Annotated in this window: 17 protein-coding genes; 1 reads left to right on the top strand and 16 read right to left on the bottom strand. The window is 26.6% G+C overall.

The genetic code is table 11. The features are described 5' to 3' along the window. Positions 1-8 precede the first annotated feature (8 nt). The 5 genes from queA to thyX form a co-directional block, all read right to left on the bottom strand. Positions 9-1028 carry a tRNA preQ1(34) S-adenosylmethionine ribosyltransferase-isomerase QueA gene (gene queA / locus RDY08_RS04215; RefSeq protein WP_307905180.1) on the bottom strand — a complete coding sequence of 340 codons (1020 nt, stop codon included), beginning with the start codon at positions 1026-1028 and terminating at the stop codon, positions 9-11. Then, complete coding sequence (gene prmC, locus RDY08_RS04210; RefSeq protein WP_307905179.1) at positions 1028-1882, bottom strand: peptide chain release factor N(5)-glutamine methyltransferase; 855 nt, start codon at positions 1880-1882, stop codon at positions 1028-1030. The genes queA and prmC overlap by 1 nt, the downstream gene beginning before the upstream one ends. After that, on the bottom strand, positions 1882-2952 hold the full coding sequence (prfA, locus tag RDY08_RS04205; RefSeq protein ID WP_307905178.1) for a peptide chain release factor 1: 1071 nt from the start codon (positions 2950-2952) through the stop codon (positions 1882-1884). Before prfA ends, prmC begins: the two co-directional genes overlap by 1 nt. Before the next feature lie 64 nt (positions 2953-3016). Then, a complete protein-coding gene (locus tag RDY08_RS04200) occupies positions 3017-3961 on the bottom strand; it encodes a DUF1385 domain-containing protein (RefSeq protein ID WP_307905177.1) in 945 nt (314 codons plus the stop codon). Then, positions 3954-4652 carry an FAD-dependent thymidylate synthase gene (thyX, locus tag RDY08_RS04195; protein ID WP_307905176.1) on the bottom strand — a complete coding sequence of 233 codons (699 nt, stop codon included), beginning with the start codon at positions 4650-4652 and terminating at the stop codon, positions 3954-3956. The genes RDY08_RS04200 and thyX overlap by 8 nt, the downstream gene beginning before the upstream one ends. A 217-nt stretch (positions 4653-4869) precedes the next feature. Here thyX and RDY08_RS04190 point away from each other — a divergent pair, with 217 nt between their 5' ends. Beyond that, on the top strand, positions 4870-6519 hold the full coding sequence (locus RDY08_RS04190; protein WP_307905175.1) for an Rqc2 family fibronectin-binding protein: 1650 nt from the start codon (positions 4870-4872) through the stop codon (positions 6517-6519). A gap of 72 nt (positions 6520-6591) precedes the next feature. Here RDY08_RS04190 and RDY08_RS04185 read toward each other — a convergent pair whose 3' ends face one another. The 11 genes from RDY08_RS04185 to RDY08_RS04135 form a co-directional block, all read right to left on the bottom strand. After that, entirely contained in the window at positions 6592-6954 is a 363-nt protein-coding gene (locus tag RDY08_RS04185) for a phage protein GemA/Gp16 family protein (protein WP_307905174.1), read from the bottom strand. 1 nt (position 6955) lies between these two features. Beyond that, a complete protein-coding gene (locus RDY08_RS04180) occupies positions 6956-8866 on the bottom strand; it encodes a putative bifunctional diguanylate cyclase/phosphodiesterase (RefSeq protein WP_307905173.1) in 1911 nt (636 codons plus the stop codon). Positions 8867-9332: 466 nt separating this feature from the next. Beyond that, the gene (groL, locus tag RDY08_RS04175) at positions 9333-10964 is read right to left on the bottom strand and encodes a chaperonin GroEL (RefSeq protein WP_307905172.1); all 1632 of its coding nucleotides are present in this window, start codon (positions 10962-10964) and stop codon (positions 9333-9335) included. A 35-nt stretch (positions 10965-10999) separates the two neighbouring features. After that, positions 11000-11272 (bottom strand): co-chaperone GroES, encoded by a 273-nt coding sequence (locus tag RDY08_RS04170; RefSeq protein ID WP_307905171.1) that lies wholly within the window; start codon positions 11270-11272, stop codon positions 11000-11002. Positions 11273-11719: 447 nt separating this feature from the next. Continuing rightward, complete coding sequence (locus RDY08_RS04165; RefSeq protein ID WP_307905170.1) at positions 11720-12709, bottom strand: class II fructose-bisphosphate aldolase; 990 nt, start codon at positions 12707-12709, stop codon at positions 11720-11722. 137 nt (positions 12710-12846) lie between these two features. Then, on the bottom strand, positions 12847-13305 hold the full coding sequence (locus RDY08_RS04160; protein WP_307905169.1) for an energy-coupling factor transporter transmembrane component T family protein: 459 nt from the start codon (positions 13303-13305) through the stop codon (positions 12847-12849). After that, positions 13292-14560 carry a serine--tRNA ligase gene (gene serS, locus RDY08_RS04155; RefSeq protein WP_307905168.1) on the bottom strand — a complete coding sequence of 423 codons (1269 nt, stop codon included), beginning with the start codon at positions 14558-14560 and terminating at the stop codon, positions 13292-13294. The genes RDY08_RS04160 and serS overlap by 14 nt, the downstream gene beginning before the upstream one ends. A 48-nt stretch (positions 14561-14608) precedes the next feature. Next, entirely contained in the window at positions 14609-15208 is a 600-nt protein-coding gene (locus RDY08_RS04150; RefSeq protein ID WP_307905167.1) for a TIGR03936 family radical SAM-associated protein, read from the bottom strand. Between the two features lie 2 nt (positions 15209-15210). Beyond that, a complete protein-coding gene (locus RDY08_RS04145; RefSeq protein WP_307905166.1) occupies positions 15211-15660 on the bottom strand; it encodes a hypothetical protein in 450 nt (149 codons plus the stop codon). Between the two features lie 9 nt (positions 15661-15669). Further along, entirely contained in the window at positions 15670-17196 is a 1527-nt protein-coding gene (locus RDY08_RS04140; RefSeq protein ID WP_307905165.1) for a M6 family metalloprotease domain-containing protein, read from the bottom strand. Positions 17197-17198: 2 nt separating this feature from the next. Further along, on the bottom strand, positions 17199-19040 hold the full coding sequence (locus RDY08_RS04135; protein WP_307905164.1) for a flagellar assembly protein A: 1842 nt from the start codon (positions 19038-19040) through the stop codon (positions 17199-17201). Positions 19041-19069: the final 29 nt, after the last annotated feature.

Below are 19069 nucleotides of genomic sequence, written 5' to 3'. Positions count from 1 at the left end.
TAGCCCTTTTATTTTATAAACATTGCATCTCCAAAACTAAAAAATCTATATTTTTCATCAACTGCATTTTCATACGCTCTTAACATTAATTCTCTATTTGAAAAAGCAGAAACCAACATTAATAACGTAGATTTTGGCAAATGGAAATTTGTAATTAATGCATCTACCATTTTAAATTTATAGCCAGGATATATAAAAATTTTTGTAGAATTTTCTCCAGCCATAACTTTCCCATTATTAGCTGCTGATTCTAATGTTCTTACACTTGTTGTTCCAACAGCTATTACTCTTTTTCCTTCTTTTTTAGCTGCATTTATTTTATTTGCACTTTCAATAGGAATTTCAAACTTTTCTTCATGCATATTATGTTCTAATATATTTTCTGCTTTTACTGGTCTAAATGTCCCTAACCCAACTTCTAAAAACACGTCTACTATCTCTATTCCTTTTGCTTTTATTTTTTTTAACAGTTCATCTGTAAAATGTAATCCTGCAGTAGGTGCTGCTACTGATTCACCTTTTTTTGCATAAACAGTTTGATATCTGTTAGCATCTTTTAATTTCTCTTTTATATATGGTGGCAATGGCATTTCTCCAAGATTATCTAATACCTCTTCAAAAACTCCGTTATATTCAAATTCTACAATTCTATTTCCATCCTCTTTTATCTCAATAACTTTCGCTGTTAACGAGTCATCCTTAAAAATAATTTTTTGACCAATTTTAACTCTTTTACCTGGTCTTACTAAACATTCCCATCTATTAATATCTAGCCTATTTAATAAAAATATTTCTACTACTGCACCAGTTTCTTTGTTACCTATTAATCTAGCTGGTATAACTTTTGTGCTATTTCTTACTAATAAGTCTCCTTCATCTAAATAATCTATAATATCACTAAAAATTTTATTCTCTATCTTTTCTGTCTCTTTATCTACTACCATTAACCTAGAACTATCCCTTGGATAAATTGGGACTTGTGCTATTAATTCTTCTGGTAAATTGTACTCAAAATCTGTTGTTTTCATTATTTTTCACCAATTAAAATCCTTTCTATTTTTCCATAATCTTTTAAAATTTCTATATTTTTATATCTATTTTTTATAAATAGCTCTTTTACAATTTTCGATTGATTATATCCCACTTCAAAAAATATTTTTCCTCCATTTTTTAAATAATTTTTTCCGTTTTCTATAATTGTCCTATAAAAATAATTTCCATCTTCTTTTGCTACTAAAGCTAATTTTGGCTCATAATTTTTTACTTCTGGCATTAATCCACTATATTCTTCTTCTGAAATATAAGGTGGATTTGATATTATTAGATCAAACGATTTATAATTTATATTTTCAAAAATATCACTTTTTACAAATCTCACATTATTCAATCCCAAATTTTCTCTATTTTTTTCTGCAATTTTTAATGCACCTTCTGATATATCTACTCCTATAATTTTACTGTTTATCAAATTTTTACCTATAGATATAGAAATTGCTCCACTTCCTACACCAATTTCTAATATTTTGGGTTCTTCAATTTTTTCTAAATATTTTATCGCATTTTCTACTAATATTTCTGTTTCTGGCCTTGGAATTAACACATTTTTATCTACATAAAATTTCAATCCATAAAACTCTTCATATTCCATTATATATTGTAATGGCTCTCTATCTTTTGCTCGTCTTATTAGATTCTTTTTTATTTTTTCTCTCTCTATTGTACTTAATGGTTTATCATAATTCATATATAAATCAATTCTTTTCAAATCTAATATTGTCGCAATTATATATTCTGCTGTAAGTCTAGGAGAATCTACATTTGCTTTTTCTAAATAATCTGTACTATATTTTAATATATCTATCAATTTATAAATTTTTGCCATTAAACAACCTGCTGTAATTTTTCTGCTTGATCAAAAGTATTTAAAGCTTCTATTAATTCATCTAAATTTCCTTCTAAAATCGAGTCTAACTTATATAATGTTAAATTTATTCTATGATCAGTTAATCTTCCTTGCGGAAAATTATAAGTTCTTATTTTTTCACTTCTTTGACCTGTTCCAACTTGTAATTTTCTAGTTGAATCAATCTCTGCTCTTTGTTCTTCTTGTTCTTTTTCATATAATTTTGCTAAAAGAACTTTCATTGCCTTTTCTTTATTTTTCATTTGTGATCTTTCATCTTGACAACTCGTTACTATTCCTGTTGGTAAATGTGTAATTCTAACTGCTGAATCTGTCATATTAACATGTTGCCCACCTGCTCCACCAGAACGATATGTATCAATCCTTAAATCTTTTTGATCAACTTTTACCATTGCAATATCTTCCGCTTCTGGCATTACTGCTACTGTTGCTGTAGAAGTATGTATTCTACCTGATGCTTCTGTTTGAGGAACTCTTTGAACTCTATGAACACCACTTTCAAATTTCAATTTACTGTAAGCTCCATCACCTTTTATCATAAATATTACCTCTTTATATCCACTTATACCAATTTCATTACTACTCATTATCTCCACTTTCCATCTTTTACTCTCTGCATATCTCGAATACATTCTAAATAGATCTCCAGCAAACAGAGCAGCTTCATCTCCACCTGCTCCTCCTCTAATTTCTACTATAACATTTTTAGAATCATTTGGATCTTCAGGCAATAATAAAACTTTTAATTTTTCTTCTTGTTCTGTTAATTTTTCTTCTAATTCTTTTATCTCTTCTTGAATCATTTCTCTCATTTCAGAATCTTTTTCATGTTTTATATCTTCTTTTAAACCATCAAAATCCTCTTTTTCTTTTTTATAGATTTCATATTCATCAACAATTCCTTTTAATTGTAAAAAAGCTTTATTATATTCAGCTATTTTTTTTGGATTTGATAAAACCTCAGGTTCTGCCATTTTATTCCCAATTTCATTATATTTTGTAACTATCTCTTCAAGTTTTTTGAACATTGTTTTCCTCCTAAATTTATCTAATTATCATGTCGATATTTTCTATATCTTTTATTTTTTATTTTTAACAGCTCTCTTTTAATTTTCCCTTAACTTCTCCAGTTATCTCTTCTGCATTTTCTATATTTTCTTCTCCTAATGCAGCTCTTAATGCTACAATTCCAACTTCAAGTTGTTCTAAGTCAGGTTCCTTAGTTGTAATTCTTTGTAACATAAGTCCTGGCCAAGCAAATGCTGCAACTATTGGATTACTCAAATGATTACTAGTAAATCTTTGAAATTCATATGATATACTAGCTATTACTGGTAAAAATAATATTCTCAAAGAAAATTTAATAACACTTTTCATTAAAAAATTATCTGTTCTTATTATAGAAGTATCTACAATAGAAAATACAATTATACTTACTAACATTACAATTAATAAAAAACTTGTACCACATCTTGGATGTAGCGTACTATATTTTTTAGCATTTTCAGGAGTTAATTTTTCGTTATTTTCAAAAGCATATATTGACTTATGTTCTGCTCCATGATATTGAAAAACTCTTTTTATATCCTCGAAAAATGAAATTCCCCAAACATAACCTAAAAATATTGTTAGTCTTATTGTTCCTTCTAAAATATTTGCATATAAATTGTTTTTAAAAATTCCACCTATAAAAGCTGGTAATAAAAAAAATAGAGATATTCCAACAGAAAATGATAAAAATAGTGTCATCCCTAATTGAAAATCTGTTAATTCATCCTCCTCTTCTTCCCCAGCTTGAGCCGCAGAAAAAGTCAACTCTTTTGTACCTAATATTAAAGCATCTAACAATACAAAAACTCCTCTTATAAAAGGTATCTTTGCTAAATTAAATTTTCCCTTTTTTATTTTTTTTCTTCTATATACTATATCCCCTTCAGGCTTTCTTACTGCTGTTGCTATATAATCAGTCCCTTTCATCATTACACCTTCAATTACTGCTTGTCCCCCAACATTAGCAAACTTTTTCTTTTTACCCATTAATATTTCCCTCCCTATATTTAGCTCTCATTTCATTCATTTTCCCACATGTGAATTTTCCTTCTGGACATGGTCCATTTACACATCCTGGTCCTACATTTTTAAATAAATTTGGTGCAATTTCTTTTACTTTTTCTAACATTTCATCCGCCATTGCTCTAATTTCCCATTGTGCTCTTTGACATAATCTATGATCAAAAAAATGGATTAATTCTCTTGCATTCATTGTAACGATTATCTTTGTTTCAGTAGCATTTGGAAGATAAAATCTTGCATCCTCAGCTTTTATTCCAGCTTCAATTGCTTCATTATACCACTCTTGTACAACTTTCATTCTTTCTTTAAATTTTTCAGACATCCCTTTTTCCTCAAAGCTTTTTGGAATTATATATTCAAATTGACCTTCTTTAACATATCTTTGAGATTTTTGTGAATATGAAGCCCCTATTCTATGTCTAACTAATTGATGAGTCAAAACTCTACTTACTCCTTCTACTCCAAAAGTAAAACTCACATGCTCTAATGTTGAATGATGTCCGCTTTCTACAAGCTGTTTTATCATCCTTTTTATATATGCTTCATCTAGTTGTTCTTTTAATTCTTCTATTCCAACTTTTGAATAACATAATCTACCTGAAAGTGCTATTGTCAATTCAGGATTTGGTGTATAATTTAAAAGTTCTACTTTCAATTTTTCCCTCCATAGTTTTTATTTTTTAAATGTTCTTCAAGCGTTTTTATAACAAAAAATGAGAAACTTATTTTTTAAACGTTCCTAAAAACAATATTCTCATATCTGTTTATATTCCTTAGTCTTTCAATTATATCACACTTATTTTTAAAATTCAATTGTAAAACTATAAATAATTTGATAGAATAAGAAAAATACTATTTAAGAAGGTGGTTTTATGCTATATATAGATGGTTTCGCTCTTGAAAGAATAAAAGATGAATTAAAACAAAATTTAAAAAACAAAAGAATATCTAAATTATACCAAACAGATAAGTTTTCTTTATCAATATATTTTGGAAAACAAAAATTAGTTTTATCAGCTAATCCGAATATGCCAATTGCGTATTTATCTACAAAAAAAGAGGAAAATCCAAACTCTCAGCCTTTATTTGGACTTACTTTAAGAAAATTTTTATTAAACAGTAATTTAGATGATATTTTGCAATTTAACTATGACAGAATTTTAATATTTAAGTTTTCCAAAATAAATGAGCTTGGTAACACTATTAATTCAAATTTAATATTAGAATTAATGGGAAAACATAGTAATATAATTTTAACTAACGAAGATTATCTCATCACAGATGTTTTAAAAAGATTTTCTATAGAGGAAAATAGATTAAGAACTTTAATTCCTGGAGTAAAATATGAATTCCCAATTATAAAAAACAAAATATCTCCTAAGAGTGTTGATGATAATTTATTAAAAAGTTTAAATACAGAAAAAGAGATTATAAATAAGATAGATGGAATAGGAAAATTTTCTGCTAAAAACATTTTATTATTAAAAGAAAATTATGATGAATTTCTTAATAAGAAAACTCATCCAAATATTTTATATGCAAATTCTAATGCAAAATATGGATTTATATTTGATTATTTATTAAATGATTTTGATATAGAAAATTTAGAAAAAAAATATTTTGATACTATATCTGAAATGGTAGAAGAATATATTTTTAATACTATCAACTCTAATCAATTTAATAATTTATATAAAACCATTGAAAAAAAAGTTGATTCAGCAATAGTAAAAAACAGTAAAATTTTAAAAAGTATAGATTCTGTTATTAAAAAAAATGTTGATTATGATAAATTTAAAGAAATTGGCGATATTTTAGCTGCAAATTTACATTCCATTCGTTTGGGTATGAAAAGTGTAGAACTTTTTGATTTTTATAATAATTTGGACATTAACATTGAACTGAAAAGCAATGTTTCTCCACAAGAAAATTTAAAAAGATATTACAATAAATTTAGCAAATTAAAAAGAGGATATAATTATAATATTGAAAGAAAAAAAGTTATAGAAAATGAAATAGATTATTTACTTTCAGTATTAAATTCCATTGAAAATGCAAAAGATATTGCAGATTTAAAATTTATTCAAGAAGAATTAATAGAAAATAATTATATTAAAAAATCGGTCAACAAGAAAAGAAAAAAGATAAAAAAACTTCCAATAGAAAATGCTGTACTTAAATTTTCTATAGATGATAATTATGAAATTTTAGTTGGTAAAAATAATAAAGCTAATGATTATTTAACATTTAAAATTGCTTCTAAAAATGATATTTGGTTACATGCAAAAAATATACCTGGAAGTCATGTTATTATTAAATCTAAAAATTTTGAGCTGTCTGAAGATATTATTTTAAAAGCTGCTTCTCTTGCTGCATATTATTCTAGAGGCAAAGAAAATTCTAAAGTTAATGTAGATTATACTTATAGAAAATATGTTAAAAAACCTAACGGTTCTAAGCCTGGATTTGTTATTTATACAAACGAACATTCAGTTAATATTTCTCCTAGTAATACTATTTAGAAATATATTAGGAACATATGTATAATATTTATCTATTTTCCATAATGAACGAACAACTATTTTTGACATATTCTATTTCAATATATTTTTCAAAGCTACTATTATATTAGTAGCTTTGACTTTTGTACATTTTTCTAAATTATTAATATGCTCGTACTTTTTTAAAAAATTCTCAAAATGTTCATTATCCCATTGCAATTTTTTAATTAAAGATTTTATATATAATTTTTGTTTTAAAGTTATGCTATTCCTGTTTTTTTTATAATGCTTTGTTTTTATAAAATATTTCATTAATAGATTAAATTTTATATCATCTAATTCTTTGGAACTTTCAACTCCCACTGCATTTTTTAAAATTTCTCTATACTCTTTATCACTTAAGTTTAACTCTTTTTTTATTATATGAATTAACTGTATTTTTTTATAATTAATCATATTACCTCCAATTATCTATAAAATTCATAAATTCAGCTTTTGGCATAGGCTTTGCAAAATAATATCCTTGTATTTCATCACATCCCATTTTTTTTAATAACTCCACTTGTTCTTTTTCTTCTGCTCCTTCTGCTATTACATTAAAGCCTAAAGTATGTCCAAGTGCTATTATTACATCTACAATTTTTTTTGAGTTTTCTTTAGTTGTAATATTTTTTACAAAGCTCATATCTACTTTTAATGTGTCTAATGGAAATTGTTCTAAATATCTTAATGAGGAATACCCAGTTCCAAAATCATCTATTGCCAATTTACACCCCATCTCTTTTATCCTTTCCATTTTTACAATTGTTTCTTCCTCTTTTCCCATTGCACTTCTTTCTGTTATTTCAAACTTTATATCTGATGTATCTACCTTTACACTATTTACTTCTTGAAATATCTCATCTATTGAATTTTCTTCTTCAAAATATTCTGGAGATAAATTTATTGATATTACTATATTTTTATACCCCTTTTTATTTAACTCCTCTAAATCTTTTAATCCTTTTCTCATTACAATTCTATCAATATCTTTAATTAATTTTAATTCCTCTGCAAGAGGTATAAATATTCCAGGAGAAATCATTCCTTTTTCCGGATGTTGCCATCTTACAAGCGCTTCTGCTCCTATGATTTTATTATTTTTTATATCTATTTGAGGTTGATAATACAGTATAAATTCATCATTTTGTATTGCTAATTTTATATCTGTTTCCATACTTATTTTTTCAATAGTATATGTTTTTATATTTTTATTATAAAATATAATTTTGTTTCCACCATATCTTTTTGCTTCTCTTAAAGCTGATTGTGCATTTCTCAATAATATCAAACTTGTTCCATTATCTTTTTTAGAAATTGAAACTCCAACACTTATTGTTAAAAATATTTTTTCTGAATCTTTACCATAAGCTCCGTTTAATAAATCAAACTTTTCTTCAAAACAATTTTTTATTGTATTCAAAAAATCTACTACCTCTTTTTCATTATTTGATTTAATTAATAAACCAAATTCATTTCCACCAGTTCTACCAAATGTAATATCTTCATCTATAACTCTATCGATTCTATCTGAAATATCTCTCAAAACTTTATCACCAATTGAATTTCCTACGCTATCATTTATCCTTTTAAATCCATCTATATCTAATAAAATTAAAGTAAATTCTTCTTTTAATAATCTTTTTATATTTATTTCGTTTAAAAATCCATTTCTATTTAATAATCCTGTTAACAAATCATGCTCTGTTATATAAGATAACTTTTTTTCTTCTTTTTTTATTTGCGTTATATCTGAATAAATTTTATAATAATTTTGTATATCGCCATATTCATCTTTAATTATTCCAATAATGTACAATTCATTTTTTGCCTTATTATTTTCACCCTTTATAATTTTTTCTCTCCATTTTCCAAAATCACTTTCACCATATTCATTAATATCTTTTATTCCATCTAAAAGTAATCTCTCTTTATTATCACTATAATTATTTTTTAATGCATATTTATTAATCCCTATTACATTTTTTTCCGAATCTGTCACAATAATTCCCATATTCAAATTATTAAATAATTGGTCAAATATAGAAATTACATCCCCACTTTTCTCCGATAATATACCTCTTCGTTCTATATTTGTTCCATATACTTCTATGTAATTTTCTTTTAAATTTTTAATATAAAACAACCCTAAAACACGTGTTTGTTCTTTTATAATTATAATCTTTTTATCTTTACTATTTTTCTTCCAGAAATTAGAAATTAAATTCAATAAATTTTTATCATTTAAATTTTCTTCGATAATTGTTCCATCTTCTTTCATTTTTATAAATATTTCATATTTTTTATTTATCATCGTTAATTCGAACATTTTCTTATCCACCCCTTAAAAAACTATTGTAATTTTATTCATACGAACATTTAAAAAATAACTTTTATATATTTTATGATTAGACCCCAAAAAGGTAGTTTTCTAAAATCATACCACTACATATAGTTTCGTAAAAGCTTTCGAACACTATATGTAGTGGTATGAAGAAAACTAAATACCTTTTTGTGGGTCAAACATTTTATTATAAAAGTACTTAAAACATCGCTATTTTTTAATTGTTTCTTAATAAATATATACTTAATTTTTTCAAATTTCCTTTTTTTTGTATACAAATAAGTTTTTATTATTACAAAATAATCTTTTAATATACAATAAAAAAGAGGACAAACACAGGGATTTGACTCTACGAGAATAAATATCAATATCTGATTTAATACAACATTTGAAAACATTAACAAATCAAAAAGAGATGACTCATTATAAGTCATCTCCAATAAAAACATTATTACATCATTGGCATTCCACCCATACCTCCAGGCATTCCTGCTGGCATTGCTGGAGCATCTTTCTCTTTCTTTTCTGCTATTACAACTTCTGTTGTTAATAACAGTGCTGACACAGATGCTGCATTTTGAATTGCTGATCTTGTAACTTTTGCTGGATCAATTATTCCAGATTTAACCATATCTACATACTCTTCTTTAGCTGCATCAAATCCCACACCTTCTTCAGAATTTCTAACTTTTTCTACTACTACTCCGCCATCAGAACCTGCATTTTCAGCTATTTGTCTAAGTGGTGCAAGTAATGCTCTTTTAACTATTTCTACTCCTACTCCTTCTTCGCCTTCAAGTTTATATTCTTCTAATACTTTTGCTATCTCTACTAATATTGTCCCTCCACCAGGAACTATTCCTTCCTCTACTGCTGCTCTTGTAGCATTAAGAGCGTCTTCTATTCTCATTTTCTTTTCTTTCATTTCTGTTTCTGTTGCAGCTCCCACTTTTATAACAGCGACTCCACCAGATAATTTTGCTAATCTTTCTTGCAATTTTTCTTTATCATAATCAGATGTTGTTTCATCTATTTGTACATTTATTTGATGTTTTCTTGCATCTATTTTAGCTTCATCACCATATCCATCTACAATTATTGTATTTTCTTTACTTACTTTTACTTTTTTAGCTCTTCCTAACATTTCAATTGTAGCATTTTCTAATTTTAATCCTTTTTCCTCTGTTATAACTTCTCCGCCTGTTAAAATCGCTACATCTTCCAACATAGCTTTTCTTCTATCTCCAAATGCTGGTGCTTTTACAGCCACTACATTTAAAGTACCTCTTAATTTATTAACTACAAGAGTTGCTAATGCTTCTCCTTCTAAATCTTCAGAAATTATTAATAATGGTCTTGATTCTTGTACTGTAGCTTCTAATATTGGTAAAATATCTTTCATATTAGATATTTTTTTATCAGTAAGAAGAATATATGGTTCTTCTAAAATTGCTTCCATTCTATCTGCATCTGTTACCATATAAGGAGAGACATATCCTTTATCAAATTGCATTCCTTCTACTACTTCCAAAGTTGTTTCTAATGATTTTGCTTCTTCTACTGTTATTACTCCATTTTCTCCAACTTTTGCCATAGCTTCTGCTATTAATTTCCCTATTGTTTCATCTGCTGCTGAAATAGATGCTACTTGTGCAATTTCTTCATTTCCATCTATTTTTTTAGCTCTTTTTTGTAACTCTTCTACAACTTTTTTAGCTGCTTTTTCAATCCCCTTTTTTACAAACATAGGATTTGAACCTGCAGATACCATTTTTAATCCTTCTTTTATCATAGCTTGTGCTAATACTGTAGCTGTTGTTGTTCCATCTCCTGCTACATCATTTGATTTTGTTGCTACTTCTTTTACAAGTTGTGCTCCCATATTTTCAAATACATCTTCTAATTCTATCTCTTTTGCAATAGAAACTCCATCATTTGTTATTGTAGGACTTCCAAAAGATCTTTCTAAAACTACATTTCTCCCTCTTGGTCCTAATGTTATTTTTACTGCATTTGCTAATGTGTCTACTCCTCTTTCCAAACTTCTTCTTGCTTCTTCATCAAATTTTAATATTTTAGCCATTTAAAATACACCTCCATAATTTTTAATAATTTTTTCTAATCTTCTACAATTGCTAATAGGTCATTATAATTTAAAATTAAATATTTCTCATCATTATCTTTGATCTCTGTCCCAGAATATTTAGCAAATATTACTTTTTGCCCTACATTAAGTTCACTTGCAAGTTTTCCATCCCCTACTGCTACCAATTCACCTAAAGTTGGTTTTTCTTTTGATACTGTATCTGGTAACACTATTCCACTTTTTGTCTTAACTTCTACTTCTACAGACTTTACTAACACTCTGTCTCCTAATGGTTTAATTTTCATAATTATTCCCTCCTTAACTTTTTTATCAGCACTCAACGCATAAGAGTGCTGATTTGTATACGCATATATTAAAACAATTTAAAAATATAGTCAACTGTAATTATACGAGTTTAAACCTGTTTATTTTGAAATATTGCCATATATATCTAAATTCTACCTTTTTATTTTTTATTCTTACAAATAAAAAAATAAGCTACGCTTCATCTGGTAAGACATAAATATTTTTCAAAATTTTTGGATTCTGAAAAATTTCGCTTTGAAAAATCGCATATTTCAAAAAAATGGCGTAGATTATTTTCTAGACAAATTTATACTTTCCTAGTAAATAAAAGAGTTTCTATGAAAATCATAATAACTATACTCAACACACCACTGAATAAGCATTTTCAACATAAAACCTCACATAAAAGAAAAAGCCGGGACTTACCCGACTTAATCAAATATTATTTATCTTACTTCTGCTTTTTTATATGCTCCTTCTGAACCAAATATATCTTGAATTTTTTCTTTATAATAATCTTTCATTAATTTTTTTGCTGGTCCTAAATATTTTCTTGGATCAAATTCAGATGGATTCTCAGCAAAGACTTTTCTTATTCCTGCTGTAAATGCTAATCTTCCATCAGTATCTACATTAATTTTAGCAACTGCTGATTTTGTAGCTCCTCTTAATTGATCATTTGGAATACCTATTGCATCTGCTATTTTTCCACCATTTTCATTTATCATTTTTACGAATTTAGCAGGTACTGCTGAAGATCCATGTAATACTATTGGAAATCCTGGTATTTTTTTCTCTACATCTGCTAATACATCTAATCTTAATTTAGGATCATCACCTGGTTTAAATTTATGAGCACCATGAGAAGTTCCAATTGCAATTGCTAATGAATCAACTCCTGTTTTTGATACGAAATCTTCTACTTCTTCAGGTTTAGTATAAACGTGTTCTTCTGCTTCTACATCATCTTCTATTCCTGCTAATACTCCAAGTTCTCCTTCTACTGTTACATCAAATTTATGAGCATATTCTACAGCTTCTTTTGTATATTTTACATTGTCTTCATAATCATAATGAGATCCATCTATCATAACTGATGAAAATCCATGATCTATACAATCTTTTATTGTTGCTAAATCTGGACCATGATCAAGATGTAATGCTACTGGGATATCTGACCCTTTAGCTCTTGCATATGATACAGCTGCTTCTCCTAGAAATGGTACCATTTCTAGTCCAATATAGTTACTTGCACCTTTTGATACTTGCAATATTACTGGTGAACCCATTTCTGCACAAGCTTCGACAATAGCTTGCATTTGTTCCATATTGTTAAAATTAAATGCTGGAACTGCATAACCCTCTTCATTTGCTTTTTTAAACATTTCTCTAGTGTTTGATAAACCAAGCTCTTTGTAATTAAATTTTCTTGTCATCTTTGTGTCCTCCTTTAAGTTTGTTATAAATTTCTTTTATATATTTTACCAAATTTAGAACATAAAATCAATAAATATTTATTTTTTATCCGAAAATAGATAAATATCAATCTCATTTTTTATAATCTACTCCAAAATCACAACTCCCTATAAACCTTATAAAGCAATTTCTTAAAAACTGTTTTAGGTTTTAAATCTGTTTTTGCAATTTTAAATACTTCTGGGACTAACTTCATTGTTTTTCTAACTATTACTTCATATTTCTTTAATCTTTTAAATTTAATTTTTTCATAATTAATCGTTGCTGAAATTAGCCATACAGTTAAAATTTTCAAAACCACAACTATTCCATTAGTTATACCAATATCAGTAATTAATATTTTATAAATCTTAAACAAAACTTTTCCTTCTGATGAATATAACAGCTGCATACTAAAACTAATTATTAAAAACCAAATAAAATATTTAATGTTTTTATCTATTTTTTTATGTTTATACATAAATAAAATAAAACTAATGATAAAAATTGATAATACTATTTTTATATTATAACTTATCAAAACTACTAATATTAATATTAATTTACTTAATAACATCTATTCCTCTCATATAAGGTTTTAAGGCTTCTGGTATTATTACTGTTCCATCCTCTTGTTGGTAATTCTCTAATATTGCTATTAAAGTTCTTCCTACAGCAAGTCCTGAACCATTTATTGTATGCGCTAATTCTGTTTTTTTAGCACCTTTATCTTTATATCTTATTTGAGCTCTTCTAGCTTGGAAATCTTCTGTATTACTGCAAGATGATATTTCTCTATATTTGTTTTGTGCTGGTACCCATACTTCTATATCATAAGTTTTTGCAGCTGAAAAACCAAGATCTCCTGTGCATAATGATATAACTCTATATGGCAACTCTAATCTTTTTAACACTTCTTCTGCATTTAATAAAAGTTTCTCTAATTCCTCATAAGATGTTTCTGGTTTTACAATTTTAACAAGTTCCACTTTATTAAATTGATGTTGTCTAATTAACCCTTTTGTATCTTTTCCATAAGAACCTGCTTCTCTTCTAAAGCAAGGTGTATAAGCTGTATAATATATAGGTAATAGCTCCCCATCTAATACTTCTTCTCTATGTAAATTTGTAAGTGGAACTTCTGCTGTTGGTATTAAAAACATATCATCTGTTGTTTTGAAAGCATCATCTTCAAATTTAGGAAGTTGCCCAGTTCCTTCCATACATTCTCTTTTTACCAAATATGGTGGAATAATCTCTTTATACCCATGTTCTGTTGTATGCAAATCTAGCATGAAATTTATAAGAGCTCTTTCTAATCTAGCCCCCAACCCTTTGTATGCAGTAAATCTACTTCCAGATAACTTTGCACCTCTTTCAAAATCAAGTATATCTAATTTTTCTCCTATTTCCCAATGATTTTTTGGTTCAAAATCAAATTTAGGTATTTCACCCACTTTTCTAATTTCTATATTATCATCTTCTGTTTTTCCAATTGGTACATTTTCATTATAAACATTTGGTATAGTAAGCTGAAAATATCTCAATCTATTCTCTAATTCTTTTACTTCTTTATCCAATTCTTTTACTCTTTTACTTACAAGTGCCATCTCTTCCATTTTAATAGTTGTATCTTCGCCTTCTCTTTTCATTTTTCCTATCTCTTTTGAAGCTGTATTTCTGAAATTTTTCAATTTTTCAAGCTCATTTAAAATATTTCTTCTCTCTTCATCAATTTGCTCAAATTCATTTAAATTTACTTCTGTACCTCTGTTTTTTAGCATATCTTGCAAAAATTCTATATTGTTTCTTATGTATTTCAAATCTAACATCTATAATTCCTCCCATATAATTTAAATTCTCTAATTCTTATTCTAAAATTATAATATCTTTTTTTCTATATATCCACATCTTTTTATTATATATTCTTTTGATAATTCTTCTAATCTTAAAATTGCATTAGGAGATATTCTCTCTAAATATAAAAACATAATATTATTATCTATTTCATATTTTCTTATAAATTTTTTTATATCTCTTTGAGTAGTTTTTCCTTTTTTTTCTTTTGTTACAATAATTTCGTCTCTTTTTATTATTGATTCTATTTTTTTTAAATCTTCAACAGTTTCAAATTCTACGCTATATTTTACTGAATCATAATCTTTTACTATTGAACTTTTATCTCCTCTATCAATTACTTTTATAATATCAAATTCATTAGGAGTCACATCATTTAATCTTTTTAATATTTCATCATTACTTATATCCTCTAATGTTTCAAAATCAAGTGGTTCATTATACATAGCCACTCCTAAGGAGACTGGGTCTCCAAAAGAAAATTTTGGTCTCGGATGAAATCCTCCTGAAAATTTTATTTTTATTTTGGATAGTTTAAATAATCTTTCAAAAAAACTTATTGTATCCAAATGTGCTACATACTTCATTCTACCATATTTGTTGTAAAAAATTCGTTTCTGCATAATCACTCCTTAATAAAATTATCTATTTTAATATTTTCTACTCCATAATTCCTAACTGACAAAGATATTTTAGCAAAATTATCATCTTTTTTCAAATTGTTTTTTAAATCCCAGAAAAACAGTCTATATCCATTTTTTATTTGATAAGATGATACAAAATTTGAATCACTAAATCCATCTTTTTTTATATTCGTAAGTATTAAATTATTTGTATTACAAATTATATCAAAACTCATAAATTTTGTATCAGTTATTGCTTTCAAATCAATATTAACTATATCTCCAAAAGAATATTTTCCATCTTTTGATACATTACTCATTGCAGCTTCCATATTTCCAGAAATTTGATCATTTTTTTCTAAATTTACTTGCAATTTAGAATCTTTTAAACAACCAGAAAAAAGTAATGTTATTATTACAAAAATATATATATTAATTTTTATATTTTTCATATTACACACCTACCAAATTTTTGCATTCTCTAATCCTCTTATAAATCTATCTTTATATCCCTCTAAATCATTTTCATCTAATTTCTTATCGTAATCATAATCTAAATCTGTACCTAAATTATCTGCAGTTGATATAACCTTTTTTATATCATTACCATCAACTTTCCCATCTCCATTAAAGTCTAACCCAATATCAGAAAATTTAAAACTCATAACACTTTTTGAAGAAGATATTTCTGTTAATGATACTCCACTATTTAATCCATAACTATTATTAGAAAAATTCCAAATACAGCTATTTACGCCATTATTTTTCATAGATAACAACTGAGTAAAAGCTGAAGAATTAAAATAATCACCTGCATCTCCATAATTCATTCCATCATTTCCACTCTGTCCTAAATCATTTTTTCCATTAGCCTCTAAAACTTTCACTCTCATTGGAATTTTCCCATTTATATCATTTGATTTAAGTGACTGTTCAAGGGATTCTCCATTAATTTCTCCTTCATATATATGATATACTAACAATCCGCTTCCTGGTAAATATTTATCATATCCTTTCTTCTGCCTATTTGCTATTAAAAGATATTCTTCTTTGCCTTTTATATAAATTCTATATACAGAATTTATATTATTCTCTTCTATATCTTTTATCATATATGTACCATTTCTATCTGCATAGTTCAAATCAATTGGAGTAATCCATCCTAAAAAAACCTTTTCCCAAGCACTCATATATGATGGAGAGGTTCCATCTGCATTAGGTCCATTCCAAGAACCATAATCCATCAATGAATATTTTCCTACTGCAGTTCCTCCAGTTGTTGTATTATATAGATCCGGTAGTCCTAACGCATGTCCAAATTCATGTGCAAATATTCCTACTGGAGAATATTCTGACTGCATTGTATATTTTGATATTTTCACTCCATCAACTTCATATGGAGTTTTCAAATTCCATTCATGAGACCAAATGTCTGTTGCTATTCCACTTTTTTCCTCTCCTTCACCAGAATGAATAACTATTAATTGATCTACATAACCATCATTATTTAAATCATAATTTGAAAAATTTATATATTGAGCTGCTTTTTTTATAGCTTCTATAACTAAATTTTGAATATCTGCTGAATCATCTTTCAATCCATAATAACCCATAGTTTTATCTGACTCTACCCAATTTACTATTTCACCATGTATATTATTTAACTTTCCATATGAATTTTTTTCGTAATAATCCTTCATACTCCCTTCTTTATCAGAAAAAAGCAAGTTCGAATAATATTCTTTATCATGTAAATTTGAATGCTTCTTATCAGAAAATTCTATTAATATTACTGGAGCTTTTAATTCTCCTGTTGTAACTGATTTTTCTAAATTCTTTTTTATATTTTCCTGCATTCTTGTAGTACCCATATTTCTATTTAAAACTCTTTTTTTTTCTAAAAGTTTAGGATTTATTGGTGCATAATTAGGTAACGCAAAACCTAAATTACTTACTACAATAAATAACAGTACAACTATTCCTTTCATTATTACACCTCACAAGGTAAAATAGCTATCTCATCTCTTTCGATATCTACATAAAATGTTACATATTTAAAACTATCTTTTATTAGTAGTTGATGGTCTCCTATCCTAATTATTGTCCCTTCATATATTTCGTCTAAAACATGTATTTTCCCATTTTTACCCTTTTTTAATATTTCTTTTAACTTTTCTTTTTCTTTTTCTAACGAAAATATATCCTTTGCATATACAAATTGTTGCTTTGTTCTTTGTAATAATAATTTATTTTTATCATCAGGCAACTTATTATTCTCTTTTAATTTTTTAAGTGTATTCAATTCTACTGTGTTTTTCTCTCTTTCTTTTAATTTTTTCAACAAATCGTTTTCTATCTCTTTTAATCTTTCTCTATATTCTGGAAAAACTCCAACTTCAACTTCTGTTACAGCTCCTCCCATTTTAGAACCAATAACTCTTGCTATTACTTCTCTTCCTGCTACTATTTTCCCACCTATTATTTTCCCTTTTTTAGATGTAACATTAATAGTATCTTTTGCATTTACTTTACTATACAGTATATTATTTGCAAAAACCATTCCTCCAGAAATTATCTCTCCATTTTCTATAAATTTTGATTTTATATTTCCTTCTGCAATTACTTTTCCAATTCCTTCTTCTTTTCCTATAATTCCATTTTTTACTGATACATTCCCTTTTGATTCTAAGTATGAATTTTCAACAATACCATTTACTATTATATCATAATTAGCCTCTACTTTAAATCCATCTATTACATTACCTTTTACAAAAACTGTTCCATTAAAAGATATGTTTCCAGTTGAATAATCTACATTTTCATTTATAATAAAGACATCAGACACTGTAATTAGATTTCCTACAAGAGATACATAACCATCTTTTTCTGCCACGAGATATTCTTCGCTTTCCCCTATTAAAGTATTTTTTCCTTTAGGTAATTTTTTATCTTTTCCTTTTTTAGGAGGAACTATTTCTCCTAAAATATTCATTCCAGGTTCTCCATTAGTCGCAGGTACTTTTCTCGCTAGCACTTGTCCTTTCGTGACATTTTGAATTATATCTAATTCCTTATAATCTACATTACCTTTTTCATCTTTTGATATATTTATTTCTGTGTCTGTATCAAAAAGATATATTATTTTTGCATCTTCTCCATTTTCAGGTTGTTTCCCCTCTGCTAATAAAATATCTTGATTATATATTTTTTCTTTTGATATTTTCTTTATTTCATTATCATTTACTCCAAAAATTATACCTTTTAATTTTAATTCTGATATAATTTTTTCATATGTAACATGATTTCCTCTATTTGGAGGTGATACATTTACAACTGCCTTCATCCCTTTTTTTAAAATATCTACTTTTACATTAGCATCTATATAATATTCAGGATCGTATTCTGCTATTTTTACAAATTCATTATTTTTACTTGATACTGCTTCTAAAATAGACTCTACATCTGGATTTTTTATTTCTCTCATTGCTAATTCATCCATAAGCACCGATTGATCTAAACCATATTCTAAAAACTCACTTTTCACATTTAAATAAATTCCACTTTTTAATATCTTTATTTCAAAAAATTTGTTTGGCTCTTCGCTTTTCTTTTCTTTATTTTTATCTTTTTTTACTGCATTTTTTTTATTACTTGCTTTTTCTTCTAATTCTTCTACCCATACTCTCATTTCTATCTCTTTTACTTTTCCAAATAATCCTTTTTTTTCATTCAAAATTTCATATTTTACATTTTCTATTTTCGTTTTAAAATGTTTTGATACTTTTTCTAAAACTTCTCCCTTATTATTCCCCTTAACTAAATATTTTTTCAATCCCATCACCCCAACATTAATTATTTGTG

It is taken from the genome of Haliovirga abyssi, from assembly GCF_030295325.1.
Taxonomy (GTDB): domain Bacteria; phylum Fusobacteriota; class Fusobacteriia; order Fusobacteriales; family Haliovirgaceae; genus Haliovirga; species Haliovirga abyssi.
The sequence above is the reverse complement of the archived record's forward strand: the minus strand, read 5'-3'. Positions and strand labels throughout refer to the sequence as shown.